Here is a 26,590-nt window from a genome sequence, read left to right as displayed (position 1 = left end):
GAATATAAGGGACATTCATGGGAATTAAAGATTGGCCTCAAGGAGAAGGACCTCGAGACAAGTTACTGCTCAAAGGCGCTGGACATTTGTCTGATGCAGAATTGCTTGCGGTGTTATTGCGTAATGGTCTGGCGGGGCAAAATGCGGTGGATTTAGCCCGAGAGATGATCAGTCAGTTTGGTGGTTTGCGCAGTTTGCTGAGTGCATCGAAAAGCCAAGTGTGTAAATTAGCTGGCGTTGGACCGGTAAAATACGCTCAATTACAGGCCGCGGCCGAGATTTCTAAGCGAATTGCCCATGAAAATCTACAAAGAGGGCAAATTTTGACAAATCCTGATTTAACTCGGGACTATTTAATGAGACAATTAGGCGACCGATCCTATGAAGTGTTCGCCTTACTATTGTTGGATACCCAACATAGAGTCATTCAATTTGTAGAATTATTTCGTGGCACCATCGATTCCGCTTCTGTTTATCCTCGCGAGGTTGTAAGCCTTGTTTTGGAGAAAAAAGCAGCGGCAGTAATAGTGTGTCACAATCACCCGTCTGGCATCGCAGAGCCAAGTCAGGCTGATCGGCGAATAACTGAGCGAATAAAAAATGCATTGGCAACCATAGATGTTTCTTTGTTAGATCATATGGTTGTAGGTGATCAGGAGATAGTCTCCTTTGCTGAGCGAGGGTGGATAGTATAAACACTGCTTGATCTTATATGGTCAATCGTGTATAAAATGCGCCCTCTTTGTGCCTCGGGCGACGGCCATACGAGGCACATTAATGCTCGAGCGTTAAAAAATTGTTTTGGAGAAGATTGACATGTCAAGAGTATGCCAAGTAACTGGCAAGAAGCCAATGGTTGGTAACAACCGTTCGCACGCAAAAAATTCGACTCGTCGTCGTTTTTTACCTAACCTACAAAACCATCGTTTTTGGTTAGAAGAAGAAAAGCGTTTCGTGCAATTACGTGTATCTACTAAAGGTATTCGTATTATCGACAAAAAAGGTATTGAAGTAGTTGTTGCTGAACTTCGTGCCAGTGGCGAGAAGGTATAATAGAAAATGGCTAAATCTAAAGGTAATCGTGAGAAGATCAAATTAGTATCTAGTGCTAAAACTGGTCACTTCTACACTACTGAAAAGAACAAGCGTAACATGCCTGAAAAAATGGAAATCAAGAAATTTGATCCAGTCATTCGTCAGCACGTTATGTACAAAGAAGCTAAAATCAAGTAATTGATTTTTGATTCTTAAAAAAGCCCCTTAATAGGGGCTTTTTTTATGGCCGTTTAAAAATAGTCTATACTGAATAACACCTTAGACTGGCCACAAAAATGTTTGATAAGCGTTTATTATCCCAAGTTGTGCTAATTTACAGCGTTGATCTAATGTGCTCATCATAAAATCATTCTATTTTGATTGGGTCCTCAACATTGGTAACCTGCTATTTCGTTAATATTTTGATGTAAAAATGTAACCCAATCGATATAAAAAATGCGTAAAGGGCTATTAGCGGCTAAAATGAGTTAACTTTTTGGCTGTCATGATTTTTTCACACTAAAGTGACACACTATATTTTATTAAAAGTGAAATAAAATGCTTTAAAAGTGAATTAAAATGCAATACCATTCCTTTTAACGTAATAAAAAATCATGTGATGTTCTTTGTCATAACTATTAATGAATATCAAACTTATCCTGAGGTGAATTTGCCTGTGAGAACCACTGAACTGGTTGATGGATTTCGTCATTCTGCTCCTTATGTTAATGCACATAGAGGTAAAACTTTTGTCGTCATGCTCGGTGGCGAGGCTTTAGCACATCCGCAGTTTCGCGGTATTTTAAATGATGTGGCTATGTTGCACTCACTTGGAATAGAGGTGGTATTAGTTTACGGGGCCAGGCCACAGATTGATGAGGGGTTGAAGGCTGCTGGAATTGAACCCGCCTATCATAACGGTATACGCATTACTGATGATGAAACCCTTAAAATTATCAAACAGGTTGCGGGAGCGACTCAATTTGATATCACCGCAAGGTTGTCGATGTGTTTAGGCAACACGCCAATGCAAAATGCCCAAATTAACCTTGTTAGTGGCAATTTTGTGATTGCGCAACCGTTAGGCATCGAAGACGGTGTTGATTTCTGTTTGAGTGGTAAGGTTCGCCGTATTGATGCGTTGGGTCTTCGTCGTCAATTAGACAATAATGGCATAGTCTTGATGGGACCGATTGCGGCTTCAGTTACCGGTGAAAGTTTTAACCTTACGGCAGAAGAAGTCGCGACCCAAGTCGCGATAAAGCTAAAGGCTGATAAGATTATTGGTTTTAGTAATGGTCACGGTATTTTGGATGAAAATGGCGACGTGATTGCTGAACTGATGCCAGACGAAGTTGAAGAAATGCTTAAGACGATGTCTACAGATACGCATGCTTCTGTGGGGACGATGGCTTTCTTAAAAGCCAGCGTTGAAGCGTGTCGCCGAGGCGTGCCACGTTGTCATTTGGTGAGCTATTTAGAAGATGGCGCATTATTACAAGAATTATTTTCACGCGAAGGTATTGGTACTCAAATTGTGACCCAAAGCGCCGAACGTTTACGCCGGGCAACCATTAGCGATATCGGCGGTATTTTAAATCTTATTCGGCCTTTGGAAGAGCAAGGTATTTTGGTGCGCCGCTCTCGTGAGCAACTTGAAATGGAAATCGAGCAGTTTATGTTGGTTGAACGTGACAATTTGGTTATTGGCTGTGCAGCATTGTATCCATTTGAAGAAGACAATGCGGGTGAGTTTGCGTGTCTGGTGGTGCACCCCGATTATCGTGATGCTGACCGAGGTAGTTTACTGCTAAATAATATTATTGGTCAGGCCCGTGTTCGTGGTTATTCGCGTTTATTTGCACTGACAACTCGGAGTATTCATTGGTTTTTAGAGCATGGCTTTAATATTGTCGATGTCGATGTGCTCCCGAATATGAAAAAGCAGCTGTATAACTATCAACGTCGCTCAAAAATTCTTGCGTTAGATTTGTAGAAGTAACAAGACAGTTAACACATAAAAAATGCCGGATTACTGAATAAAGTAATCTGGCATTTTTGTGAGTCAATTATCAATTATCAATTATTTTAGTGGCTTAAACTAACCAATGTTGAATTATCAAGCTGACGCTTTGGCTAAGGCGTTACGTCGTTGACGTTGCAATATCATGTCGCCAACAAAGATAACTAACGCGCCCCAAATAAAGCCAAAGGTAATGCCTTTTTCAATATCAAACGGTTCATTAAAGAGTTTTACCGCCAAGATGAACATGATACTGGGGCCAATATATTGGAAAAAACCTAAAATCGAAAATGGAATTCTGACAGCGGAACCTGCAAAACATAGTAACGGAATCGTTGTGATAATACCGGCAGCGACTAACAGTAAATTGAGGTCGAGAGTGTTGGTTAGCATGCTCGTTGTCGAACTGTCTAAGGTGATGAGTAAATACCCTAAGGCAATAGGTAATAAAATGGCCGTTTCGACCAATAATCCTGATTTAGCATCGATATTAACTTTTTTACGTAATAAACCATAAAAACCAAAACTGGCCGCCAAGGCTAATGACAACAGTGGAATAGAGCCAAAAGAAATTAATTGTACCAGCACTCCGGTACTGGCTAAACCTACCGCAACCCATTGCAATTTACGTAGACGCTCACCTAAAAATACCATCCCAAGCAATACGTTAAACAGCGGGTTAATAAAGTAACCTAGACTGGCATCGAGCATATGGTCGTTGTTGACGGCCCAAATAAAAATCAGCCAATTTGCTGCAATTAGCACCGAGGTGACAAACAGTACCGCAAGTTGTTTAGGTTGTTTGAGAATAAGGCGCAGACGATCAAAACCACCGATAAACTGCATCATGATGATCATAAAAATAAATGACCAAATCACACGGTGCATTAATATTTCTGTCGCGGGGACGTTATGTAAAAGTTTAAAATACAGCGGTGCGACACCCCAAATGGTGTAAGCGCAAACGGCCAGTAAAACCCCTTTACGGTATTCTAAATCAGGCATAGTGAGTCAACAGTGGGAAGAACAATAATAGATGGCGATTGTAGGTCGCCATTTTGGATGACACAAGTGATTAAGCGAATTCTTTTATAAACCGGTTGTCAGCTTTAAATGGCAGCGCGTTTAGCTTATCCCACCATATAAGTCCCTGTGCCGAAGGCGATGTGGACCCCTTGTTCATTATGTAACTCCATCCGACAAACTGATACGCGATTACCCGCTCGGATAACACTGCCTGTGCCAGTGAAGACTTCACCGCGACCCGGACGAAGAAAGTCGACGCGCATATCGATAGTGCTTAAGGTGGTTAAACGTTGTTGTAATTCCTCTATTGTCCAATTTTCTTTACTGGCAACTAGCCCAGCAAATACCGTGAGCCCGCCGACAACATCGAGTAAGGTTGCTGTGACACCACCATGTAAAATGTTTTGATGAATATTACCAATAAGCTCAGGCTTCATTTTTATTACCACTTCAACCCCATTGATGTCGTAATGTTTTATGTCTAATCCGAGCAGGTTGTGAAACGGAACTTGTTGATCGAATATTTGTGCAACTTTTTGTAATACTTGAGTTTGAATAGCGGTGGTCATGAGCAATCCTTGTCTGTTTTATAATTATTATGCTTGTTGTTTATAGGGGCGGCTTACTGCTAAAGAGTATTTAATCTAACCCTAAAGTGACATTGACTCAATCTTCTATCTTGGGTGAAAACATCGTAAAGGTGTTTTGGTTCAAGACATCTGTGGCTGAGTGCTTTAAAATGAGTGCCCCTTGAATGATGATGTAGTGTAATGGATACTCCGATTTCGGCCAATATTGCGTCCTCAGATGTGTTGACGACAGAGCAAGATGTACTTGCTGCAAGCTTGCAGCAAGTGTTTGGTTATCGCGCCTTTCGTGAAGGGCAGCGAGAAGTCATTGAGCAAAGTTTACAAGGCCAAGATACCTTAGTGATTATGCCTACTGGTGGCGGCAAAAGTATGTGCTATCAATTGCCTGCTATTGTGTTGCCTGGCGTTACTGTGGTCGTGTCGCCATTAATTTCGTTGATGAAGGACCAAGTCGACAGTTTATTGCAAAGCGGGGTATCGGCAGCTTATCTCAATTCATCTTTACCGCGCGAACAAAGTGCTGAGGTGTTGCGCAAGCTTCATGCCGGCGAGATTAAGCTGTTGTATGTGTCGCCAGAGCGTTTGTTACGTCCTGACTTTATTGAGCGTCTGCAATCAGTTGATATTTCAATGTTTGCCGTCGATGAAGCGCACTGCATTAGTCAATGGGGCCATGATTTTAGACCTGAATATGCTGCATTAGGTCAATTAAAAGAATATTTTCCTTACCTACCTTTAATGGCATTAACCGCGACGGCAGATCACGCCACGCGTTTAAGCATTTGCGAACGTTTAGGGGTAACACCTTATACTTTGCTGTCGAGTTTCGATCGCCCCAATATTCGTTATACCGTGGCTGAAAAACTGAATGCGGCGAATCAGCTGCGTCAGTTTTTAACGGTGCAAAACGGCACCAGTGGTATTGTGTATTGCAGCAGCCGGCGACGAGTTGATGAGGTGGCTGAGCGTTTACGCCTACAGGGGTTTAATGCCCAAGCGTATCACGCTGGATTGAGCCAGCAAGATCGAGGCAACGTTCAAGATAAATTTCTAAAAGATCAAATCGATATTGTGGTGGCAACCGTGGCTTTTGGCATGGGGATCAACAAGTCTAACGTGCGCTTTGTGGTGCATTACGATATTCCCAAAAGCATTGAAGCTTATTACCAAGAAACAGGCCGAGCTGGTCGTGATGGTTTAGACGCTGAAGCTTATATGTTGTTTGACCCTGCTGACATAGGCCGAGTCAGACATTTGATTGAGCAATCTGAACCGGGTCCTCAACAGCAAGTCGAATTTCATAAATTGCATACCATGGCAGCCTTTGCTGAAGCGCAGACTTGTCGTCGCCAAGTGCTATTAAACTACTTTGATGAAGTGGCTTCTAAGCCTTGTGGTAACTGTGATATCTGTCTTGACCCACCTAAACGATATGATGGTACTGAAGATGCACAAAAAGTGCTTTCTTGTATTTATCGTTTGCAGCAACGTTTTGGTATCCACCATGTTATTGAAGTATTACGCGGGTCTAAAGCGGCTAATATCGTTGATAGAGGCCATGATAAGTTATCGACATGGGGCATTGGTAAAGATAAATCAACAGAGTTTTGGCTCAGTGTTATCCGCCAGTTAATTCACTTAGGTTTGATGAGTCAGGATATTACTCGGGGATCTGCGATTAAGCTTAATCCTGCCGCGAGGCCGGTGTTAAAGGCTGAGCTATCGTTAAAGTTAGCGGAACCCAGAATTCAATTAATCAATGTTAAACGTAAGCCCAGTGCGCGTGGGCCGCAGCAATATGATCGTAAATTATTTGCGCGTTTAAAATTACTGCGCCGTGAACTGGCTGAAAAGAATGACATTCCACCTTATTTAGTCTTTAACGATGCTACCTTGGTTGAAATGTGTGTCATGCTGCCCACAAGTCCTGGAGAGATGCTCGCGGTAAACGGGGTTGGGCAGATTAAACTTGACCGATTTGGCGGAGATTTTTTAGATGAAATCTCTGATTATCTGACCAAAAGTTAGTCATTTAATGTTCATCATTAGGCGGAGTCTCTTGAAGTTTTATTTTGTTTAATTGATTTATAACGGCTTTTTTTACTAGCACGTCAAAGTTGTCAAGTTGTTGTAAACTCGCCATACCAATATTTACTTTGATCCCCGTTTTCCATTCGCTGAGTACTCGTTCTATTTGGGTTACGACTCTCGCCGCTCCCATTGACGAGGTGTGTGGCAGGATAATAATGAGTTCGTCAGTGTTGTGACGAAATAATTGGTCTTGTTCTCTCAGTGTGAGTTTGAGTCGTGGGATCATAAACGGTATATCCTCGAGATTAATATGATTGATATTAATCAGTAATAGACTCAGTTGATACTGCCCTTGTTTGGCATTGCTCAGCATATGATCAATACGTTGCTGCTGGTTTTCTTCTTGAGTATCAGCATTGAGGCGTTGTGGTCTTCGGGCCAAAAACAGCACTAATCCAACGGACAGTAACAAAATGATTAAAGCCGTAATGGTCAAATTTTGATTAATGTTGCTGGTAGATTTTTCGGGTGCTGTACTGACTTCCCTTTGTGCTGCTATTCTGGCTTTATACTGCATAAAGTGGGCATTGTTTAACTTGGCCGCTGCTTGTTTAGCAGCATCAAAACGCTGCATTTGAAATTGATAAGCCGACTCGAATTGATTTTGTTCAGCGTAGTATTGGCTGATTATTTGATTAAATTCTTCTAAGTCATAAAATTGTTTTAGTTCAGTAGCTTGTTCAATAATCTCATTTAATAGCGACAAGGCGAGGGTGTCTTTGTGTTGTGCAAAATACACTTTGGCTAATGTTCGCTTAATGCGCATCACATAAATAGGTTCTTGGTATTTTGTTAAAAGGCTGATGCTTGAGTGGGCGAGTTGCTCGGCGATGTCATAATCACCAACGTATAAATGAATACTGGCCAGTAAGGCATTACCGATTGCAAAGTCTTTTTCCGATGTATTTTTACTATTTTCAGTTTTTGCCTTGTTAAGATAATACAACACTTGCGCTTTATCTTTTTGTGCCATATTAATTCGGGCTAAGTTAATCGCAAATGCAAAGTTAAGTTTACCGAAGGTAGATGGGTCATTATAAGCGAGTTCTGCAAAGTGTAATGCTTCTTCAAGATCGCCCATGGAGAAAAATACATTAGTAATTTCAGAGAGTAAATAGGATTTAGGGACCAAATACCAATCCTGGAACTGTGCTTGAGCCTCATCAAAAATAGCTAATGCTAAGCGTAAATCCTCAATCGATTGATTGTAGTTTTCTAGGCTGGTGTTTTGGCTACTGTTTAAAAAAAGGCTATTTACAATCGCTTGCTTTTCAGAGTAACGCTTTGCCAAGCGTAGCGCTTCTTCGGTGAGTTGTTGTTCTTGTAGTGTATTGCCAAGGCTTTGATGTGCTGCGGCTTGGCATTGCATGAAGTAGGGACGAGCTGTGTCGTACTTAAATTGTCTGGCCTTTATTTCCCCTTGTTTTGCCAAGGTGATAGCCTGATTGAACTCACCAAATTCCAATAAATTAACACAACGTAACAGCGTTAATCGTAGCGCATCGATATTGGCTAATGGTTGTTGAGCATGTTGTTGCTCAAGTGAATCAATCAGTGATTTTGCGTCTGTAGATCGTTGAGAATTGATACTGTTGATCACATCGAGCTGTTCACGAGCGCTCAGTTGTTGAGTTTGGGCAATGATATCGCCGGAGAGTAATAAACGTTGCGCTGGTTGAGCAAAAACTACCGTAGTCGCTAAATATAGTGTGATGCCAAAGATTAAAGCAAAAATGCGACTAAAGTTATATTCAATACTCTTTTTCGACAACATCATCGTCATATATCTACTTAACATGGGGTGGTAGCAGTATACGATTATTTATATTGAGATACATAAAAATATAATTGATGCAGCCACTTAGGTTGATGTTTATTTGTACTTTGAGAGGTAAGTTCATTAATTGAAAGCGAATCAATATTGGCTGATCACGTTGTTGGTTAACTGTAATGAGGCACTAGTACACTATCATCTTTTTCACGATGGTTAAATTAGGGTTGACACAGAAGGCTGGTCGAGTTACATATTAGGTATAGACATATTTTTTGCATCACACATTTAGCACATTTAGCATATTTAGTTATTAAAAGTGAATATTAACGCCATGAACACACAATTGTTTTTACTCGGACTCCTTCTCCTCTCTCGCATACCCTGCGCGGAATCCTTTGTGTTACATGCAAAATAATTCATTAAGCATACACAAACCCCGCGCTAACAGTCGCGGGGTTTTTTGTTTCTAGCCCTTTTGAAATGTACCAATTGTGCTGTTTGCAGTTGGGTAAATAGATACATGATGGTCGATGGAGAAATTCGATGTCCAATAGAGTTATAATTTTTGATACTACGCTACGTGATGGCGAGCAAGCACTGGCAGCGAGTTTAACCGTTAAAGAAAAACTACAAATTGCCTTGGCGCTGGAACGTTTAGGCGTTGATGTAATGGAAGTGGGTTTCCCGGTGTCTTCTCCTGGTGATTTTAAATCGGTGCAAACCATTGCCAAAACCATTAAAAATAGCCGAGTGTGCGCGTTATCCCGTGCACTTGAAAAGGACATTGATGCCGCAGCCCAAGCCTTATCGGTAGCCGATCAATTTCGGATCCATACTTTTATTTCAACCTCGACCATTCATGTTGAAAGTAAATTAAAGCGCTCTTTTGACGATGTGTTAGAGATGGCCGTTAACGCGGTTAAGTACGCCAGACGTTTTACGGATGACGTTGAGTTTTCCTGTGAAGATGCTGGCCGCACGCCAATCGACAATTTGTGTCGTATGGTAGAGGCGGCAATTAAAGCCGGTGCCCGTACCATTAATATTCCAGACACTGTTGGCTATACTGTGCCAAGCGAGTTTGCTGGCATTATTAAAACCTTATTTAATCGAGTGCCAAATATCGACCAAGCGGTGATTTCGGTTCATTGCCATGATGATTTAGGTTTGTCGGTTGCTAATTCGATTGCTGCAGTAGAGATGGGCGCTCGCCAAGTAGAATGTACTATTAATGGCATTGGTGAACGAGCCGGTAACTGTTCGTTAGAAGAAATTGCCATGATCCTTGCAACACGCAAAGATTTGCTTGATGTAGAGTGTGGTATTAACGCCAAAGAAATACATCGTACGTCGTCGTTGGTCAGTCAACTATGTAATATGCCTATTCAAGCTAATAAGGCCATCGTGGGGACTAATGCATTTTCTCATTCATCGGGTATCCATCAAGATGGTATGCTAAAAGCCAAAAATACCTATGAGATCATGACCCCAGAAAGCATTGGTTTGAATCGTAATAATATGAACATGACTTCACGCTCTGGTCGCCATGTGATTAAGCATCGCATGGAAGAAATGGGTTACCAGCCAAGCGATTATGATATGGACAGCCTTTACGAGCAGTTTTTAACCTTGGCAGATAAGAAAGGTCAGGTATTTGATTACGACTTAGAAGCGTTAGTGTTCGTGGAGTCGCAAGCTCAAGATGATGATAAATATCAACTACAACATATGATGGTGCATTCAGATTCGACTGAAAGTGTGGCAACCGCGACGGTGCGTATTGCGGTAGATGGCAAAGATCTTACCGAAGCATCGACAGGTAATGGACCTGTCGATGCCGCTTATAATGCCATTGCACGGGCAACCGGTCGTCAAATCAATATTACCAACTATAAATTAAGTGCCAAAGGTGAAGGCCAAAACGCCCTAGGGCAGGTTGATATTACCGCGAAATACAACGAGCAGACGTTCCACGGTGTCGGATTAGCCACCGATGTGGTTGAGGCGTCAGCCCAAGCGTTAGTTCATGTGATGAATTTAGTGTACCGCGCAGACAAGGTTGCTGATTTTAAACAACAGATCCATAAAAATAGGGAGTTAGGTGGCGTATGAGTTATCAAATAGCAGTTTTGTCGGGTGATGGTATCGGTCCTGAAGTGATGGCAGAAGCGCGTAAAGTGCTGAGTGCGGTAGAAGCGCGTTTTGGATTAGATATTAACTATACCGAATATGATGTTGGCGGCATTGCGATTGATAACCATGGTTGTCCATTACCTGATGCAACATTAACAGGCTGTGAAGCTGCCGATGCCATTTTATTTGGCAGCGTTGGTGGCCCCAAGTGGGAACATTTACCACCCAATGATCAACCGGAACGTGGCGCATTATTACCGTTACGTGGTCACTTTGAGCTATTTTGTAATTTACGCCCAGCCAAATTACATGACGGCTTAGAGCATATGTCACCACTGCGCAGCGATATTTCAGCTCGTGGTTTTGATGTGTTGTGCGTACGTGAGTTAACCGGCGGTATTTACTTTGGTAAGCCAAAAGGGCGTCAAGGTGAAGGTGACGACGAAGAAGCCTTCGACACTATGCGTTATAGTCGCCGCGAAATTAGCCGCATTGCTCGTATTGCTTTTGAAGCTGCGCGAGGACGTAAAAACAAAGTCACTTCTGTAGATAAAGCCAATGTGCTGGCTTGTTCAGTGCTATGGCGTCAAGTGGTAGAAGAAGTGGCTAAAGACTTCCCTGATGTCACCTTAGAACACATCTACATCGATAATGCGACTATGCAGCTATTGCGTCGTCCAGATGAGTTTGACGTGATGTTATGTTCTAATTTATTTGGTGATATTTTATCCGATGAAATTGCCATGTTAACCGGCTCTATGGGGCTATTGTCTTCGGCAAGCATGAACAGTAAAGGCTTTGGTTTATTTGAACCGGCCGGCGGCAGTGCCCCCGATATTGCTGGTCAAGGTATCGCTAATCCGGTGGCGCAGATTTTATCTGCCGCACTGATGTTACGTCATAGCTTAAAGCAAGAAGACGCCGCTAATGCCATTGAACGCGCGGTGACAAAAGCACTCGCCAGTGGTTATTTAACCGGCGAACTTATGGCAGCAGATAAACGTAGTGAAGCAAAGTCGACCGCACAAATGGGCGATTTTATTGCCCAAGCGATAAAGGAAGGTGTGTAATGGCTCAAGTTATGGGTAAAACCTTATATGAAAAAGTGTGGGATGCACACATTGTCGCCTCTCCTGAAGGCGAAGCCCCCGTCGTGTATGTTGACCGGCATTTAGTGCATGAGGTGACATCACCTCAAGCATTTAGTGGCTTAAAAGTGGCTGGACGCACACTACGTGCACCACACAAAACCTTTGCCACCATGGATCATAATACCTCGACCCGCAGTGCCAGTTTAGATGCACTGAGCCCTATGGCCCGCACTCAAGTTGAAACCCTGGCGCAAAACTGTAAAGAGTTTGGCGTGCGTTTGTATGATATTCATCATCCTAATCAAGGTATTGTCCATGTAATGGGGCCTGAATTGGGGATTACTCTACCGGGATCCGTTATTGTGTGTGGTGATTCGCACACCGCGACCCATGGTGCATTTGGTGCATTGGCGTTTGGTATTGGCACCTCAGAAGTTGAGCACGTATTGGCCACCCAGACCCTACGCCAGTTAAAAGCCAAAACCATGAAGATTGATGTTCGCGGCCAAGTGACCGATGGCGTAACAGCAAAAGATATCGTATTAGCCATTATTGGTAAATTAGGTATGGATGGCGGCACAGGTTATGTGGTTGAGTTTTGTGGTGATGCCATTGAGGCATTAACCATGGAAGGACGAATGACCTTGTGCAACATGGCCATCGAAATGGGTGCCAAAGCCGGTATGGTCGCGCCTGATGAGACCACATTTAACTATCTTAAAGGCCGTGAGTTTGCTCCTAAAGATGCGCTGTGGGAGCAAGCGGTTGCCACATGGTCACAATTGAAGACCGATGCTGATGCGGTATTTGATGCTGAAGTGGTATTTGACGCAAACGATATAGCGCCGCAGTTAACCTGGGGTACTAACCCTGGTCAAGTGGTGGCTATTGACGGTGTGGTGCCTAATCCTGAACAAGAAACCAATATTACCAATCGGACGAGTATGGTCAAAGCGTTAGAGTATATCGGCCTTACGCCGGGTACTAAAATGACCGACATTAGCATTAATAAAGTGTTTATTGGTTCTTGTACTAACTCGCGCATTGAAGATTTACGTTCTGCTGCTGCGCAGGCTAAAAATCGTAAAGTGGCTGACGGCGTGGTGGCGATTGTGGTGCCGGGATCGGGCCCAGTCAAACGGCAAGCAGAAGCTGAAGGCTTAGATAAGATTTTTATTGAAGCCGGTTTTGAATGGCGTTTACCAGGTTGTTCGATGTGCTTGGCAATGAATGATGACCGTTTAGACGCGGGTGATCGCTGTGCATCAACCAGCAATCGTAATTTCGAAGGTCGTCAAGGTCGTGGCAGTCGTACCCATTTGGTTAGCCCTGCTATGGCTGCAGCTGCAGCAGTTGCGGGCCACTTTGTTGATATTCGTCAACCTTATTAATCAGCTAAACAAGGATATTTTATGCAAGCTTTTACAGCACATACCGGTTTAGCGGTAGCCATTAACAGCGCCAATGTTGACACTGATCAAATCATTCCTAAGCAGTTCTTGTCAAAAGTGACTCGTGACGGTTTTGGGGTGCACTTGTTCCATGATTGGCGTTATTTAGATGATGCGGGTGATCAGCCTAATCCTGAGTTCGTGCTCAATCAGCCTCGTTACCAAGGTGCTTCTATTTTATTAGCGCAAGAAAACTTTGGTTGTGGGTCATCACGTGAACATGCACCTTGGGCATTAGCTGATTTTGGTCTTAGGGTCATCATTGCCCCGACGTTTGCGGACATATTTTACGGCAACTCGATAAATAATGGCTTTCTACCGGTAACGCTAACCTCTGCTGAAGTACAACAATTGATGGATGAAGTGGCAGCCCAAGAAGGAGCGCAGATTACAGTAGATTTACATGCGCTAACGGTCACATCACCCTCTGGTTGTGTGTTTGATTTTGCCATGGTTGAGTCTGCAAGGCATAAATTACTCAATGGTCTGGATGCTATCGGATTGACATTGTCATTTGAGCAACAGATCAGTGACTATGAAGCTCATATACCCGATTGGTATGCATAATCGGCTATCACTGAGTGTTTAGTGTGTCGTTAATATTGTGTAAACAATGAATTAAAACCTCTTCATCTTGTCATGAAGAGGTTTTTTTTGTTTTTAATTGTAAAAACTTTTATGTAACCATTTTGTACACAAAAACAAGCTAGGCTTATTTTAGGCCAATATTTTTAACCATTTAAGCTTATTGTTATACGATAGTTTTTATTTAAGATACTGTTTATTAATGCAAAAAATTAACTATTGGTAAGGTGAGGTCCATTAGATTTACCGTTACCCTGTTTTTCGGGTTGTCTTTTACATCATTAAATCAAAAGTTTGATCACGATCACAATTTAAAATTGAATCACTCACTTCTTGTTCAGTCCCTTGCGGCTGTTGCAATGCTTTTTTGGATCAGTACACTGACAGCTTCATTTAAGTCGAGCTTTAACTCTATATAAGCCGATTTATGCAGTTTGAATCTAAACACAGAGAATTATAATGAAAAAAACAGTGTTAACACTGGCGATTAGCGCCATTGTATTTGGGGCAACGACTCAAGTGAATGCGGCAGGTTTCCAACTTGCAGAATATTCAGCGACAGGTTTAGGCCGTGCATTTGCTGGTGAAGCCGCCATTGCAGATAATGCGTCAACTCAAGCGCGTAATCCTGCGATGCTGGCTTATCTCGAAGGCCGCCAGGTGTCATCAGGCGGCATCTATGTCATGCCAAATGTGGATGTGATGGGTGATGTTGGCATTTCTTCACCACTATTAGGCTCAGAGCCATTAGTGATCGGTGCAGATGACTACGATGTTGCTGATAATGCACTCGTGCCAAACTTTTACTATTCAAACCAGTTGAATGACCAATGGACTTGGGGTTTAGCCGTCAATTCAAATTATGGTTTAGAAACCAATATTCCAGTGGCGGATGCGGCGGCTATTTTTGGCAGTAAAACTTCAATTACGACAGTCGAATTTAACCCGAATGTTGCCTACCGTCTTGATGATGCATTTACCGTAGGCGCTGGCCTTCGTGTGGTGTACGGCGAAGGTGAAGTGGGTGCTACTGCGCCAGGTTGGATTGATACGATTAAAACGAGTTTACCCGCAAGCATTAGCGCACGTTTACCCGCGGGTGGGACGAATCTAAAGTCAATGGAAGGTGATGATGTTGGCTATGGTTGGAAAGCGGGCGCGAGCTGGCAAATTAACTCCGCTAACCGCATTGGTTTGGCTTACCACAGTAGCGTCGACCTTAAACTCGACGGTCATGTTGATGGCGTGGTTTATACTGGTGGTCAAGATATCGAAATTGAAGGTTATTTACCGGTTGAGTTACCTGCCTTTGCCGAACTTGCTTCTTATCATCAGTTAACTGAAAATTGGGCAATGCATGCCAGCGTAAACTGGACTGAATGGAATGTGTTTGAGCAACTAGTGGCGTATTTCCCTGGAGATGTTAAGCCTGTCGGTGACTTAACGTCAAACATAGTAAAAGAAGAGAACTTTAATGATAACTGGCGTTATGCGCTCGGTACTACCTATACCCTTAATGATCAGTGGACATTACGTGCAGGTATGGCATTAGATAAAACCGCAGTTGACGATCAAGATCGCACCACCACAATCCCTGATTCTGACCGTTTATGGTTCAGCGTTGGTACAGGCTATCAATTGACTAAAAATCTGAATGTAGATTTAGGGGTGACGTATATTAAAACCCACGGTGATGCGCCTATTACTGAAACACAAGACCTATTAGGCCTTGCTGCTGTTAGCTATACTGGTGAAGCCACCGGTGATGTCTGGATAACAGGCGTGCAGTTAAACTATAAAATGTAATCGATGTCGTTGGATATCATTGATCAAAGGGCCTCGCAATTGCGGGGCCTTTTAGTCTGCTATTTACGTGATGCAGTTAAGCTACTAACATCATTAAATAGCCTAAAATCATGATGAGGTTTATGTCTAAACGACCCCTAGATGCAGTATATAGCATGTCGAGAAGAGACAAGGTTTAAGGTGCTAGGAATAGGGCGCTATGCTTACGGAAAGCTGATAACGGATAACAAGCGAACGCTGCGCTCACGGATAGTGCGGCCTAGGGTCGCTTCTAGGTGCTAGAGAGCCTGCGGCTGCTAGGATCTAGTAGGACGAAGTCCGCCCTCTGGCGAGCTTGCCAGTTCCTAGAACCTATCAGTCGCGAAGCGACGCTCTCGGTAAGGCTGTCACCATTACCTTCAATTACTGCCTTGTTCGTTTTCCTACGGGAGTACTGACACGAGCATGTTGAAGTGGTTTGGGTTTATGCTAACAGAGGACATTTACTTGCATTGATTTTATATATCGATTTAGGATGTAATGTTGGATTAGTCAGTACAGAAACGATATAAAAAATTATAAAATTCAGATAAAACAATTATGTAAATAATTGAATAATAAAACCACATAAAAGATCACATCTACATGAGATAGGAAGTCAGATGGTTGCCAATAAATACATTGTCGCGTTAGACCAAGGCACTACAAGCTCTCGTGCCATTGTGTTTGATCATCAAGCCAATATCGTCGCCGTGGCTCAGCGTGAATTTACCCAACATTATCCGCAAGCGGGATGGGTAGAGCATGATCCCATGGAGATATGGTCTTCACAAAGTTCAGTACTGGTTGAAGTACTGACTCGTAAAGGGATAAGTCATCATGATGTTGCCGCGATTGGTATTAGCAATCAACGTGAGACCACGATAGTCTGGAATAAACACACAGGTAAGCCAGTATATAACGCCATTGTATGGCAATGCCGCCGCAGCCAAGCAATATGCCAACATCATAAAGCACAAGGTGCTGAAGAGATGGTGCGTCAGAAAACCGGGCTAGTACTTGATCCGTACTTTTCGGCGTCAAAAATTGAGTGGATTTTGAATAATGTTGACGGTGCTCGTGAACAAGCAGAAGCGGGCGATCTATTGTTTGGCACCGTTGACACTTGGTTGGTGTGGAAGCTAACACAAGGTAACGTTCATGTGACCGAACCGACTAATGCCTCTCGGACCATGTTATTTAACATTCACGATCAACAGTGGGACCAAGAATTACTCGATTTGTTTACGATACCTCGGGCAATGTTACCTGAAGTGAAACCTTCTTGCGCAATATACGGTTATACCGAACTTGCAGGCAATCCTGTTCCTGTGGCGGGGATGGCGGGTGATCAACAATCGGCTTTGTTTGGCCAATTATGTATCGAACCTGGGATGGCTAAAAATACTTATGGCACAGGGTGTTTTTTGTTAATGAATACCGGTGTCAAAGCTGTCGAGTCAACCCATGGTTTATTAACCACCATTGCTATTGGTACTGATGCAAAAGTGAATTATGCCTTAGAAGGCTCGGTATTTATGGGCGGGGCCGTGATTCAATGGTTGCGTGATGAGCTAGGTCTTATTACCGATGCCTGCGACACTCAATATTTTGCCGACAAAGTGAGTGACACCAATGGCGTGTACTTAGTGCCTGCATTTGTGGGCTTAGGTGCACCTTATTGGGATGCCGATGCCCGTGGTGCCATCATTGGCTTAACCCGTGGCGCCAATCGGAATCATATTATTCGTGCGGCGTTAGAGGCGATTGCTTACCAATCACGTGATGTGCTTGATGCTATGAGTAAAGATTCTAATGTACCACTGACACAAATTCGAGTCGATGGTGGTGCGGTGGCAAATGATTTTTTAATGCAATTTCAAGCAGATATTACTGGGGCAACAGTTATTCGTCCCCTTGTAACTGAAACCACCGCGATGGGGGCGGCATTTCTAGCGGGCTTGGCCGTTGGTGTGTGGAAGTCGACGGATGAATTACAAACCATGCTGTCTACCGAGCGGGAATTTACCTCGACAATGGATATAGAGATCCGTGCAAAGTTGTACCATGGTTGGAAGCAAGCAGTATCTCAAGTGAGTCCTAATGGTAACCTTGCTTAACTAAGGCAAGCGTTACACTTCAATATCAATATGCTGACTGGCGGTTTCTCCACGAGTGGAGAATCGCTTATCACTTTTCATTAGTCTAATTTTGTTACCGACATTTTTTTTCTCATTAACCGTTCGCGGTTTGGCTCGTCTATCTTGTCGAGGTGCTTCCTGCCGTTGAATAGGCATTTTATGGCTAATGTTTGGTGGTAATTGTGACTGAGGCGCCTCGTGACTGTCAGCACTAATCGCACTGGCATTTTTGACTTGTTCAACAATCCGTTTACGTTCACTCACAGCCTGTACTGGCCTGGCTAGCATGGCATAAATGCTGTCAATACTCATGTTGCTCTCCTGTAACGATGAAATGACGCTAATGTTAATCATCATAACTGTTTATCGACTCAGGTTGGTTAAAATTTAATCTTTTTAGGTTAAGAATAATTTGGCTGACATTTTCATACTCTTGATTGATGCATTTAGACTGGCCCTTTGCTTGTGGTGGGTATCAGCAAATATGCTCATTTCATTATTGTTATGCGTTATTTCAATGATGCATTAACACTAACAGAATAATGCTAACAGAGCGTTACTAACAGAGTGACGTCAACAACGCATCGCTTTGATCTTAGCTGACCAAAGAAGGTGTAACTTCTGGTTGGATTTAGATTTAGTGTGATCACCGCGTTATTCACTTTCGAGCACTGCCTTTAACCGTTTTCATTGAGTCATCACAACCGCATGACCCTTAAGGCATTAAACATAATTAACTGTGATTGCCAGATAAATTGATAAAATGCTGCGCTCAACATTAAGATATCGAAGACAAATACCGTGATCTTGAGTGATAGCGTTTTAGCATAAGCTAATGATACCAAGTCGTTTAAGCATTGTTATTCATTTCATCAGTACAATGCACATCAAGGTGAATAAAGAGGCTTTTACGTCTCAATAACGCGGCGATCAATGCTGAGATTGAATACAGTCGCAAGACATTGCATAAGATAAGGCGGTTTTTAACGATATAAAGTGGACTCAGTCGACTATTTGTTGATCTTTAATGTGATTAAAATGGCGTTTATGGGCAAGATTACGACGTAAAGATGGAGTATTCGAAGCATAAAATAAGATTAATTAAAAAGATCACGTGTTTATTTTTGCCGATAAAACGACCGTTATGTGTCTGGTTTAACTCATTTACCCTGATTTTTAGCTGTTTTCTACAAATGGCTCTGTCATTCATCCTGCTTGATATTAATTTGCTGCTAACCCGCTTGGTGTCTGGATTTAATATATCTGTCCATCCCTTGACAAAACTTGCATAGAGTCCCTAAACTTAGCATTTGTGGGAAGAAGTGGATCATTGTGGATCAAATGATAACAATAAGGACTCAATAACGTGTTTCGTGGTGCCAGTGCAATCAACATGGATGCTAAAGGGCGGATCGCTATTCCAGCGAGATACCGTGATGCGTTGCGTGTCGAACATGCCGGTACTGTGATTATTACCGTAGACATTGAAGCCGCTTGTTTATTGATTTATCCGCTACACGAATGGGAGCAGATTGAAGCAAAGCTAAGATTGCTTTCTGATACCGATCCACTTGAGCGCTCCTTTAAACGAAAATTACTAGGTCACGCACAAGATTGCGAACTAGACAGCCACGGACGCATAGTGATCCCGCCGGCATTACGAAGTTTCGCCAGTTTAGAAAAGAAAACCATGCTGGTGGGCTTACTGAATAAATTTGAATTATGGGAAGAGAGTGCTTGGCAACAACAAATGGATGATGGCAATACGCTCATTCAAAGCCAAGATTTAGCCAGCAATGAACGCTTGGCATACTTTTCACTGTAGTGACCAAAAAGGTTAGAAGAATCCAATGAGCCAAGAGTTTGCCCATTTATCTGTATTACTAAATGAAACCGTCGATGGTCTCAATATCCAAAGTGATGGCATCTACATTGATGGCACTTTTGGCCGTGGTGGGCATTCGCGTCATGTGTTGAGTCATTTGGGTGAAAATGGTCGCTTAATTGCGATAGACAAAGATCCGCAAGCCATCGAGGCTGCTAAGCAGTTTGCTGATGACCCTCGATTCCAAATTGTCCACGGTGGCTTTGGTCAATTAGCTGAGTATGTCGATGAGCTTGGATTAACAGGCCAGATTAATGGTGTATTGCTTGATCTTGGCGTGTCGTCGCCACAATTAGACGATGCGGAACGTGGCTTTAGTTTTTTACGTGACGGCCCGCTCGATATGCGTATGGATAACAGTCAAGGTCAAACCGCTGCCCAGTGGATAGCGCGTGCAGAAATTGAAGATATGGCATGGGTATTTAAAACCTACGGTGAAGAAAAGAATTCGCGCCATATTGCACGTTGTATTGCAGCTGATCGTGAGAAGACACCCTTTTTACGCACCAAAGACTTAGCCGATTTAATCGCGCGTATTACCAAAAAGAAAGAGCGTAATAAGCATCCAGCGACGCGAGTGTTTCAGGCGATTCGTATTTACATCAATAGCGAATTAGAACAAATAAATCAAGCGTTAGAAGGTGCTTTAGCGGTGTTAGCTCCCCAGGGCCGTCTATCAGTGATCAGTTTCCATTCCCTAGAAGATCGTATGGTGAAACGTTTTATTCGTCGTCATAGTCAAGGTGATAGCGTGCCACATGGTTTACCGATCACAGAAGCTGAAATTAATAAATCTCGTAAATTAAAAGCCATGAGTAAGGCGATGAAGCCTTCTGATGCGGAATTAGAGCAAAATCCACGCGCGCGCAGCTCTGTGTTACGAGTTGCCGAGCGTCTGGATTATTAACCACTGAGGGTAATGTGAGCCAATCACCATTAAATTTGCCTCAGATTGTGTTACACGACATTTGGCACCACAAGTGGATATTGCTGTTGAGTGTATTGGTTGTGATGAATGGCGTAGCCGTAGTTTACACCAGCCATGTAACGCGTAAGTTGATTACCCAATGGGATCAGTTGCTGCAAGAGCAAGATCGCTTGGATATTGAATGGCGAAATTTATTATTAGAAGAACAATCGCAATCTGAGCACAGTCGCGTGACTCGGATTGCAACCAAAGAATTAAATATGACTCGGCCGCTTCCTAAGGAGGAAGTGATGATTCGAGTCAAGTGAGCATAGGGAATATGGCTAGACAAGCAAAACAAAAATTAAATCACGAACTTATTCCATGGCGTTTATACGTTGTGGTGGGTTTTGTATTGTTATTATTTTGCAGTCTAGTTGCACGTGCAGCTTATATTCAAATTATTGAACCAGACAGGCTTCGTCACGAAAGTGATATGCGCACGTTACGCACAACCAGTAACCAAGTTCAGCGAGGCTTAATAACCGATCGCAATGGCGATATGCTGGCGGTCAGTGTGCCCGTGAGAGCGGTGTGGGCGGATCCCAAACATGCCTATGATCAAGATGCGTTTAAAGATATGCGCCGTTGGCAAGCCCTCGCCGATGTATTGCAAGAGCCTGTTGATGAGCTGGTTAATAAAGTTAAAAACAACCCTGACAAACGCTTTGTATACCTCAAACGTCAGGTCACATCAGCGGTTGCTGACTATATTGAGGAGCTTAAAATTGGCGGTATTTATCTTAAACCAGAATCTCGCCGTTATTATCCCTCAGGTGAAATAGCCGCTCAATTAATTGGCATTACCAATATTGACGATGTGGGTATTGAAGGCATTGAGAACACGTATAATACGTGGTTAACCGGGACGCCATCTAAACAAAAAGTCCGTAAATCCCGCGATGGTAGCGTTGTTGAGCGGTTAGATATAGTACAAGAAGGCGAAAGCTCTAATGATTTAGTGCTCAGTATTGATCAACGTATTCAGCAATTGGCTTATCGCGAACTGAAGCGTGCGACTGAAACATACCAAGCGACTTCTGGGTCTGTGGTGGTTATTGATGTTAATACTGGCGAAGTATTAGCGATGGTGAATACGCCATCATATAATCCCAATGCCAGAGATAATTTACAGCCACATCGAATGCGTAATCGCGCGTTAACTGACACATTTGAACCTGGTTCAACCATAAAACCCTTTGTTGTTGCTGCAGCGCTTGAAGCTGGCACAGTGAAAGTGAATGAATTGATATCGACATCACCAGGTTGGATCCGGCTCGGTGGGCGTCAAGTTCGTGACTCCCATAATTACGGTGAAATGTCATTAGCTAAAATTCTGGTTAAGTCGAGTAACGTTGGCATTAGTAAACTGGCGTTGTCGATACCTGTACAACAGTTATTAGCCACTTATCAATCAATGGGGTTAGGTAATTATTCAGGTATTAATTTAACCGGTGAAAGTGCTGGGTTAATTCATGTTCGTCATCGCTGGTCTGACTTTGAGCGTGCCACCCTGTCTTTCGGGTATGGCTTGACTGCGACGCCGTTACAAATTGCACGTATGTACGCCACGCTAGGCAGTGGCGGCATTCTTTATCCTGTGTCGATATTAAAGCTAAGGAAAGCACCCAAGGGTGAACAAGTGATTTCAACTCAAGTTGCTCACGACGTAATGGAAATGTTAGTGGGTGTGACTGAGGCTGGAGGAACGGCGACGAAAGCTCATATTGATGGTTACCCTGTAGCCGGTAAAACCGGTACCAGCCGTAAAGCCGTTGCTGGTGGCTATGGCGATGACTATGTGGCTATATTTGCGGGCGTTGCGCCGGTTCATAAACCGCGTTTGGCCATTTCGGTGGTGATTAATGAGCCCAAAGGTGACAAATATTACGGTGGTGACGTTGCTGGCCCCGCATTTGCTAAAATTATGTCTGGTGCCTTACAAATGCTTAATGTTGAACCGAGGGATGCTATTCACTTGGCCGCTGTGCAAGGAGTCCACCATGATGTTATTAAATGATCTATTAGCACCGTGGTTTCATTATTCTGGCGGCGAATCCATTAATGGATTAACGCTAGACAGCCGTGATGTTAAAGCGGGTGGTTTATTTGTGGCCTTGCCCGGTCATAAAGTCGATGGTCGAGTCTTCATTCCTCAAGCGATCCAAGCGGGAGCTGCGGCAATACTGATTCATACTGATAATTCTGATGAACATGGCAGGGTCGATCGCCTTCAGTATACTGTGCCATTAGTGTATTTTTCCCAGTTAAGCCGTCAATTATCGGCCGTTGCCGCACAGTTTTATTTACCTAATAGTCAATCGTTGTCTTTAATTGGAATAACGGGGACCAATGGCAAAACCTCTGTTAGCCAAATTATCGCTCAAATTGTTCATTTACTCGGCCATCAAGCCGCTGTGATGGGGACGTTAGGTAATGGTTTGTGGGGGCAACTTGTTGATAGCGGCAATACAACTGCAGATGCGGTGACTATTATGCGCCAACTTGGAGAGTTTGTTGCTCAAGGCGCTGAACTGTGTGCGATGGAAGTGTCAAGCCATGGTTTAGTCCAAGGACGCGTCGAAGCGGCGCCATTTAAGATAGCTGTTTTTACTAATTTAAGCCGTGATCATCTAGATTATCATGGTGATATGGATAACTACGCCGCAGCTAAAAAACGCTTATTTCAATTCCCCAGTGTACAACATGGTGTGATTAACCTTGATGATACCGTCGGCGCCAAATGGTTGACAGAACTGGCGAACCAAAAGAATAAATCCTTCAGCATTCAAGCTAATACCACAGCGGACTTTTACTGTGATGCCATCCAATACCATGATGCTGGGGTGACGGCGACACTGCATTTCACCGACATTGACAGTGGGCGCCCGCTAAGTGGGACGCTTAGCTCACCGCTATTAGGTGCCTTTAATTTGTCTAATCTTGTAGCAGCCATATCGGTGTTATATCTACAAGGAATGGCAATGGCATCCATATTAGCCGTGCTGCCACAGTTGATCCCTGTTGCGGGGCGTATGGAACGCTTTTCATCGGTTAATAAAGCTACTTTGGTTGTTGATTATGCTCATACTCCTGATGCCATTGAACAAGCCTTAAAAGCATTAAAACTGCACTGCAAAGGGACGTTATGGTGTGTATTTGGTTGCGGTGGCGATCGTGACAAAGGTAAACGTGCTTTGATGGCACAAGCCGCTGAGCAATATGCAGATAAAGTGATGATCACGAGTGACAATGCCAGAAGCGAAGATCCACAAGCCATTATCAATGATATTTTACAAGGTATTAGTCAGCCTCAAAACGTACTCACCGAGGTTGATCGTATTCAAGCCATTACCCATGTTGTCTCATTGGCACAAGCTGACGATATAGTGCTGCTTGCGGGTAAGGGTCATGAAACCTATCAAGAAGTGGCTGGCGAGCGAATTGATTATGATGAACGTGCCTTAGCATTCAAGTTGTCTCAGGAGACGTTATGATAAGTGTCAATCTCTTAGCATTAGCGCAGCACCTTAATGGCACGTTAACAGGTCAAGATAGCGTCATCACCAGTGTTAGTACAGATAGTCGCAATATTGCCGCTCAATGTTTGTTCATCGCATTAAAAGGCGAGCGTTTTGATGGCCATGATTTTGCTGCTACAGCGGTAAAAAATGGTGCGGTAGCACTTTTGGTTGATCATCTATTAGTCGATAACTCTGTTACAGCAGATATTGCGCAAATTGTGGTCGCTGATCCCCAAAAAGCTATGGGCGAAATGGGCGTTTTAGTTCGCCAAACCGTTGCACCTATTTGTGTGGCCTTAACCGGATCAAACGGCAAAACCAGCGTTAAAGAAATGCTGGCCACTATTTTATCTCAACATCACCAAGTGTTGTTTACCGCGGGTAATTTTAACAACGATATTGGCGTGCCGTTAACCTTGCTGCGGTTAACTGAAGGTGATGAATATGGGGTATTTGAGCTTGGTGCAAACCATCGTGGCGAAATTGATTACACCTCATCATTAGTTCAACCCCGAGTCGCATTGGTTAATAATATTGGCAATGCTCACCTTGAGGGGTTTGGTTCGCTTGAAGGTGTTGCTCAGGCTAAATCTGAAATTTTTAATCATCTTTCACAAGATGGCACCGCAGTTATCAATGCTGATGACACATTTGCCGATTTTATGTTGCAACGGTCCACTGGGCGAAAACAACTGCGTTTTTCCCGTGAGATAAATGTTGATGCCGATGTTACCGCGACAGACATAGTGACAGATACCAATGGTTGTTCTCAGTTTACATTAACCTTTGCTGGGCAGCGTGAAGTGGTGCAGTTACCACTTGCTGGTATGCATCAAGTGAGTAATGCGCTTGCCGCGGCATCTATGTGTATTGCTTTAGGACTATCGCTTGTTGAAATTGCCCAAGGCTTTGCATTACTCCAACCCGTAAAGGGCCGAATGCAACCTCACGACCTTGGTAGAGTGTTATTAATTGATGATAGTTATAACGCTAATCCAACATCGGTCAGTGCAGCGATTAATTGGTTGCAACAACGAGATGGATATCGTTGTTTAGTGCTGGGAGATTTAGGCGAATTAGGCGACAATGCTGCCCCTTTACACGCCAGTATTGGATTGCAGGTTAAAAATGCAACCATAGAGTCGTTATTTTGTTGCGGCCAGCTATCGGCAAATACCAGTGAAGCATTTGGTAGTAAACACTTTATTGCTCAAGAGGCATTAATTGTGGCATTACAAAAACAGTTAGCAAGTATCACAGGTAATATCACCGTTTTAGTTAAAGGTTCCCGCAGCGCGGCTATGGAGCGAGTTGTGGACAGTTTATTAGATGCCTACGGGCGTGGGGAGTTAGTGTAAATGCTGGTTTATCTAGCCGAGTATTTAACCCAGTTTTATTCAGGGTTTAACGTTTTTTCATATGTAACGTTCCGGGCTATTTTAGGCTTGTTAACCGCGTTGGTATTTAGTTTGTGGTGGGGACCTATTTTGATCAATCGTTTGCAGATGTTGCAAATTGGTCAAGTGGTTCGAAGTGATGGCCCAGAGTCTCATTTTAGCAAACGCGGTACGCCGACAATGGGTGGCATATTGATCCTTGCGGGTATTTTTATCAGCGTGTTGTTATGGGGTGATTTATCCAACCGTTACGTATTAGTGACTTTGTTTGTATTGGCTAGTTTTGGGCTTATTGGCTTTATTGATGATTATCGTAAAGTGGTAAAAAAAGATACTAAAGGTCTGATTGCTCGCTGGAAATATGCTTTTCAGTCTATCGCCGCTTTAGTGGTGGCAGTGTATTTGTACAGTACATCGACCATGGTCGGCGAAACCCAACTAGTGGTGCCATTTTTTAAAGATATAATGCCTCAATTAGGCATCATGTTTATCGTTTTAGCGTATTTCACCATAGTTGGTGCCAGTAATGCGGTTAACTTAACCGATGGTTTAGATGGCTTGGCGATTATGCCAACTGTGATGGTCGCGGCTGCCTTTGCATTAATTGCTTACTTATCTGGCCATGCTCAATTTGCCAATTATTTACACATTCCTCATTTACCTTTAGCGGGCGAATTAGTGATTGTGTGTACTGCAATAGTCGGTGCTGGTTTAGGCTTTTTATGGTTTAACACTTATCCCGCACAAGTGTTTATGGGGGATGTGGGGTCATTAGCATTGGGCGCCGCATTGGGTGTGATTGCCATTTTAGTTCGCCAAGAAATTTTGTTGGTTATTATGGGTGGCGTTTTTGTGATGGAAACGGTATCGGTGATCTTACAGGTGGGCTCGTATAAGTTACGTGGTCAACGTATTTTCCGTATGGCGCCTATTCATCATCACTATGAGTTAAAAGGGTGGCCAGAGCCGCGGGTTATTGTGCGCTTCTGGATTATCTCGTTGTTTTTAGTGTTACTGGGTCTTGCGACTCTAAAATTACGCTAAGCAATTAAT

General features: G+C 43.2%; 22 protein-coding genes. 18 read left to right on the top strand and 4 right to left on the bottom strand.

From position 1 onward, the window contains the following. Positions 1-17 precede the first annotated feature (17 nt). The 4 genes from radC (at position 18) to argA (ending at position 3,031) form a co-directional block, all read left to right on the top strand. Positions 18-695, top strand: a complete 678-nt coding sequence (gene radC / locus AAEZ02_RS00165) for a RadC family protein (RefSeq protein WP_101033267.1) — start codon at positions 18-20, stop codon at positions 693-695. Positions 696-816: 121 nt separating this feature from the next. Beyond that, a complete protein-coding gene (gene rpmB, locus AAEZ02_RS00160) occupies positions 817-1,053 on the top strand; it encodes a 50S ribosomal protein L28 (RefSeq protein ID WP_101033266.1) in 237 nt (78 codons plus the stop codon). Between the two features lie 6 nt (positions 1,054-1,059). Continuing rightward, positions 1,060-1,233 (top strand): 50S ribosomal protein L33, encoded by a 174-nt coding sequence (gene rpmG, locus AAEZ02_RS00155; protein WP_011494790.1) that lies wholly within the window; start codon positions 1,060-1,062, stop codon positions 1,231-1,233. 478 nt (positions 1,234-1,711) lie between these two features. Beyond that, entirely contained in the window at positions 1,712-3,031 is a 1,320-nt protein-coding gene (argA, locus tag AAEZ02_RS00150) for an amino-acid N-acetyltransferase (RefSeq protein ID WP_351121520.1), read from the top strand. A gap of 123 nt (positions 3,032-3,154) precedes the next feature. Here argA and rarD read toward each other — a convergent pair whose 3' ends face one another. Together rarD and AAEZ02_RS00140 are read right to left on the bottom strand one after the other, a co-directional pair. Then, entirely contained in the window at positions 3,155-4,063 is a 909-nt protein-coding gene (gene rarD / locus AAEZ02_RS00145) for an EamA family transporter RarD (RefSeq protein ID WP_101033264.1), read from the bottom strand. Positions 4,064-4,188: 125 nt separating this feature from the next. Next, positions 4,189-4,653 (bottom strand): thioesterase family protein, encoded by a 465-nt coding sequence (locus AAEZ02_RS00140; protein ID WP_351121516.1) that lies wholly within the window; start codon positions 4,651-4,653, stop codon positions 4,189-4,191. 201 nt (positions 4,654-4,854) lie between these two features. On the opposite strand from AAEZ02_RS00140, the gene recQ reads away from it, so the two are divergent. Next, on the top strand, positions 4,855-6,702 hold the full coding sequence (recQ, locus tag AAEZ02_RS00135; protein ID WP_164839416.1) for a DNA helicase RecQ: 1,848 nt from the start codon (positions 4,855-4,857) through the stop codon (positions 6,700-6,702). A 4-nt stretch (positions 6,703-6,706) separates the two neighbouring features. On the opposite strand, the gene AAEZ02_RS00130 is transcribed toward recQ, so the two are convergent. Next, positions 6,707-8,548 carry a hypothetical protein gene (locus AAEZ02_RS00130; RefSeq protein ID WP_351121513.1) on the bottom strand — a complete coding sequence of 614 codons (1,842 nt, stop codon included), beginning with the start codon at positions 8,546-8,548 and terminating at the stop codon, positions 6,707-6,709. Between the two features lie 534 nt (positions 8,549-9,082). On the opposite strand from AAEZ02_RS00130, the gene leuA reads away from it, so the two are divergent. From leuA to glpK, 6 genes are all read left to right on the top strand, one after another. After that, on the top strand, positions 9,083-10,651 hold the full coding sequence (leuA, locus tag AAEZ02_RS00125; RefSeq protein WP_351121510.1) for a 2-isopropylmalate synthase: 1,569 nt from the start codon (positions 9,083-9,085) through the stop codon (positions 10,649-10,651). After that, positions 10,648-11,742 carry a 3-isopropylmalate dehydrogenase gene (leuB, locus tag AAEZ02_RS00120; RefSeq protein ID WP_335688790.1) on the top strand — a complete coding sequence of 365 codons (1,095 nt, stop codon included), beginning with the start codon at positions 10,648-10,650 and terminating at the stop codon, positions 11,740-11,742. The genes leuA and leuB overlap by 4 nt, the downstream gene beginning before the upstream one ends. Before the next feature lie 11 nt (positions 11,743-11,753). Then, positions 11,754-13,154, top strand: coding sequence for a 3-isopropylmalate dehydratase large subunit (leuC, locus tag AAEZ02_RS00115; protein ID WP_124013005.1), 1,401 nt, complete (start codon positions 11,754-11,756; stop codon positions 13,152-13,154). Between the two features lie 21 nt (positions 13,155-13,175). Then, positions 13,176-13,781: a 3-isopropylmalate dehydratase small subunit gene (gene leuD, locus AAEZ02_RS00110; RefSeq protein WP_101033259.1), complete on the top strand. Its 606-nt coding sequence runs from the start codon at positions 13,176-13,178 to the stop codon at positions 13,779-13,781. A 477-nt stretch (positions 13,782-14,258) separates the two neighbouring features. Next, positions 14,259-15,605 (top strand): outer membrane protein transport protein, encoded by a 1,347-nt coding sequence (locus AAEZ02_RS00105; RefSeq protein ID WP_351088196.1) that lies wholly within the window; start codon positions 14,259-14,261, stop codon positions 15,603-15,605. Between the two features lie 641 nt (positions 15,606-16,246). Beyond that, positions 16,247-17,743 carry a glycerol kinase GlpK gene (gene glpK, locus AAEZ02_RS00100; protein WP_351088194.1) on the top strand — a complete coding sequence of 499 codons (1,497 nt, stop codon included), beginning with the start codon at positions 16,247-16,249 and terminating at the stop codon, positions 17,741-17,743. A gap of 12 nt (positions 17,744-17,755) precedes the next feature. On the opposite strand, the gene AAEZ02_RS00095 is transcribed toward glpK, so the two are convergent. Continuing rightward, entirely contained in the window at positions 17,756-18,076 is a 321-nt protein-coding gene (locus AAEZ02_RS00095; RefSeq protein ID WP_124012786.1) for a hypothetical protein, read from the bottom strand. A gap of 1,054 nt (positions 18,077-19,130) precedes the next feature. On the opposite strand from AAEZ02_RS00095, the gene mraZ reads away from it, so the two are divergent. From mraZ to mraY, 7 genes are read left to right on the top strand one after another with little or no spacing between them, the layout of a single operon-like run. After that, entirely contained in the window at positions 19,131-19,589 is a 459-nt protein-coding gene (gene mraZ, locus AAEZ02_RS00090; RefSeq protein ID WP_124012785.1) for a division/cell wall cluster transcriptional repressor MraZ, read from the top strand. A 25-nt stretch (positions 19,590-19,614) separates the two neighbouring features. Next, on the top strand, positions 19,615-20,556 hold the full coding sequence (gene rsmH / locus AAEZ02_RS00085; protein ID WP_101033254.1) for a 16S rRNA (cytosine(1402)-N(4))-methyltransferase RsmH: 942 nt from the start codon (positions 19,615-19,617) through the stop codon (positions 20,554-20,556). 14 nt (positions 20,557-20,570) lie between these two features. Further along, the gene (ftsL, locus tag AAEZ02_RS00080; RefSeq protein WP_101033253.1) at positions 20,571-20,885 is read left to right on the top strand and encodes a cell division protein FtsL; all 315 of its coding nucleotides are present in this window, start codon (positions 20,571-20,573) and stop codon (positions 20,883-20,885) included. Positions 20,886-20,896: 11 nt separating this feature from the next. Beyond that, positions 20,897-22,636, top strand: a complete 1,740-nt coding sequence (locus AAEZ02_RS00075; protein WP_124012783.1) for a penicillin-binding transpeptidase domain-containing protein — start codon at positions 20,897-20,899, stop codon at positions 22,634-22,636. Further along, complete coding sequence (gene murE, locus AAEZ02_RS00070) at positions 22,620-24,113, top strand: UDP-N-acetylmuramoyl-L-alanyl-D-glutamate--2,6-diaminopimelate ligase (RefSeq protein WP_351078706.1); 1,494 nt, start codon at positions 22,620-22,622, stop codon at positions 24,111-24,113. Before AAEZ02_RS00075 ends, murE begins: the two co-directional genes overlap by 17 nt. Further along, on the top strand, positions 24,110-25,498 hold the full coding sequence (locus AAEZ02_RS00065; protein WP_124012781.1) for a UDP-N-acetylmuramoyl-tripeptide--D-alanyl-D-alanine ligase: 1,389 nt from the start codon (positions 24,110-24,112) through the stop codon (positions 25,496-25,498). Before murE ends, AAEZ02_RS00065 begins: the two co-directional genes overlap by 4 nt. Beyond that, complete coding sequence (gene mraY, locus AAEZ02_RS00060; RefSeq protein WP_101033249.1) at positions 25,499-26,581, top strand: phospho-N-acetylmuramoyl-pentapeptide-transferase; 1,083 nt, start codon at positions 25,499-25,501, stop codon at positions 26,579-26,581. The last annotated feature ends 9 nt before the right edge of the window (positions 26,582-26,590 follow it).

Source organism: Shewanella sp. T24-MNA-CIBAN-0130, assembly GCF_040310185.1.
GTDB lineage: Bacteria > Pseudomonadota > Gammaproteobacteria > Enterobacterales > Shewanellaceae > Shewanella > Shewanella psychromarinicola.
Note: the sequence above shows the minus strand (reverse complement) of the source record. Positions and strands in the feature narration are given on the sequence as shown.

Coding starts and splice junctions, on each gene's coding strand:
- radC (WP_101033267.1), top strand. CDS start 18: ATGGGAATTAAAGATTGGCCTCAAGGAGAAGGACCTCGAGACAAGTTA.
- rpmB (WP_101033266.1), top strand. CDS start 817: ATGTCAAGAGTATGCCAAGTAACTGGCAAGAAGCCAATGGTTGGTAAC.
- rpmG (WP_011494790.1), top strand. CDS start 1,060: ATGGCTAAATCTAAAGGTAATCGTGAGAAGATCAAATTAGTATCTAGT.
- rarD (WP_101033264.1), bottom strand. CDS start 4,063: ATGCCTGATTTAGAATACCGTAAAGGGGTTTTACTGGCCGTTTGCGCT.
- AAEZ02_RS00140 (WP_351121516.1), bottom strand. CDS start 4,653: ATGACCACCGCTATTCAAACTCAAGTATTACAAAAAGTTGCACAAATA.
- recQ (WP_164839416.1), top strand. CDS start 4,855: ATGGATACTCCGATTTCGGCCAATATTGCGTCCTCAGATGTGTTGACG.
- AAEZ02_RS00130 (WP_351121513.1), bottom strand. CDS start 8,548: ATGACGATGATGTTGTCGAAAAAGAGTATTGAATATAACTTTAGTCGC.
- leuA (WP_351121510.1), top strand. CDS start 9,083: ATGTCCAATAGAGTTATAATTTTTGATACTACGCTACGTGATGGCGAG.
- leuB (WP_335688790.1), top strand. CDS start 10,648: ATGAGTTATCAAATAGCAGTTTTGTCGGGTGATGGTATCGGTCCTGAA.
- leuC (WP_124013005.1), top strand. CDS start 11,754: ATGGGTAAAACCTTATATGAAAAAGTGTGGGATGCACACATTGTCGCC.
- leuD (WP_101033259.1), top strand. CDS start 13,176: ATGCAAGCTTTTACAGCACATACCGGTTTAGCGGTAGCCATTAACAGC.
- AAEZ02_RS00105 (WP_351088196.1), top strand. CDS start 14,259: ATGAAAAAAACAGTGTTAACACTGGCGATTAGCGCCATTGTATTTGGG.
- glpK (WP_351088194.1), top strand. CDS start 16,247: ATGGTTGCCAATAAATACATTGTCGCGTTAGACCAAGGCACTACAAGC.
- AAEZ02_RS00095 (WP_124012786.1), bottom strand. CDS start 18,076: ATGAGTATTGACAGCATTTATGCCATGCTAGCCAGGCCAGTACAGGCT.
- rsmH (WP_101033254.1), top strand. CDS start 19,615: ATGAGCCAAGAGTTTGCCCATTTATCTGTATTACTAAATGAAACCGTC.
- AAEZ02_RS00075 (WP_124012783.1), top strand. CDS start 20,897: ATGGCTAGACAAGCAAAACAAAAATTAAATCACGAACTTATTCCATGG.
- murE (WP_351078706.1), top strand. CDS start 22,620: ATGATGTTATTAAATGATCTATTAGCACCGTGGTTTCATTATTCTGGC.
- AAEZ02_RS00065 (WP_124012781.1), top strand. CDS start 24,110: ATGATAAGTGTCAATCTCTTAGCATTAGCGCAGCACCTTAATGGCACG.
- mraY (WP_101033249.1), top strand. CDS start 25,499: ATGCTGGTTTATCTAGCCGAGTATTTAACCCAGTTTTATTCAGGGTTT.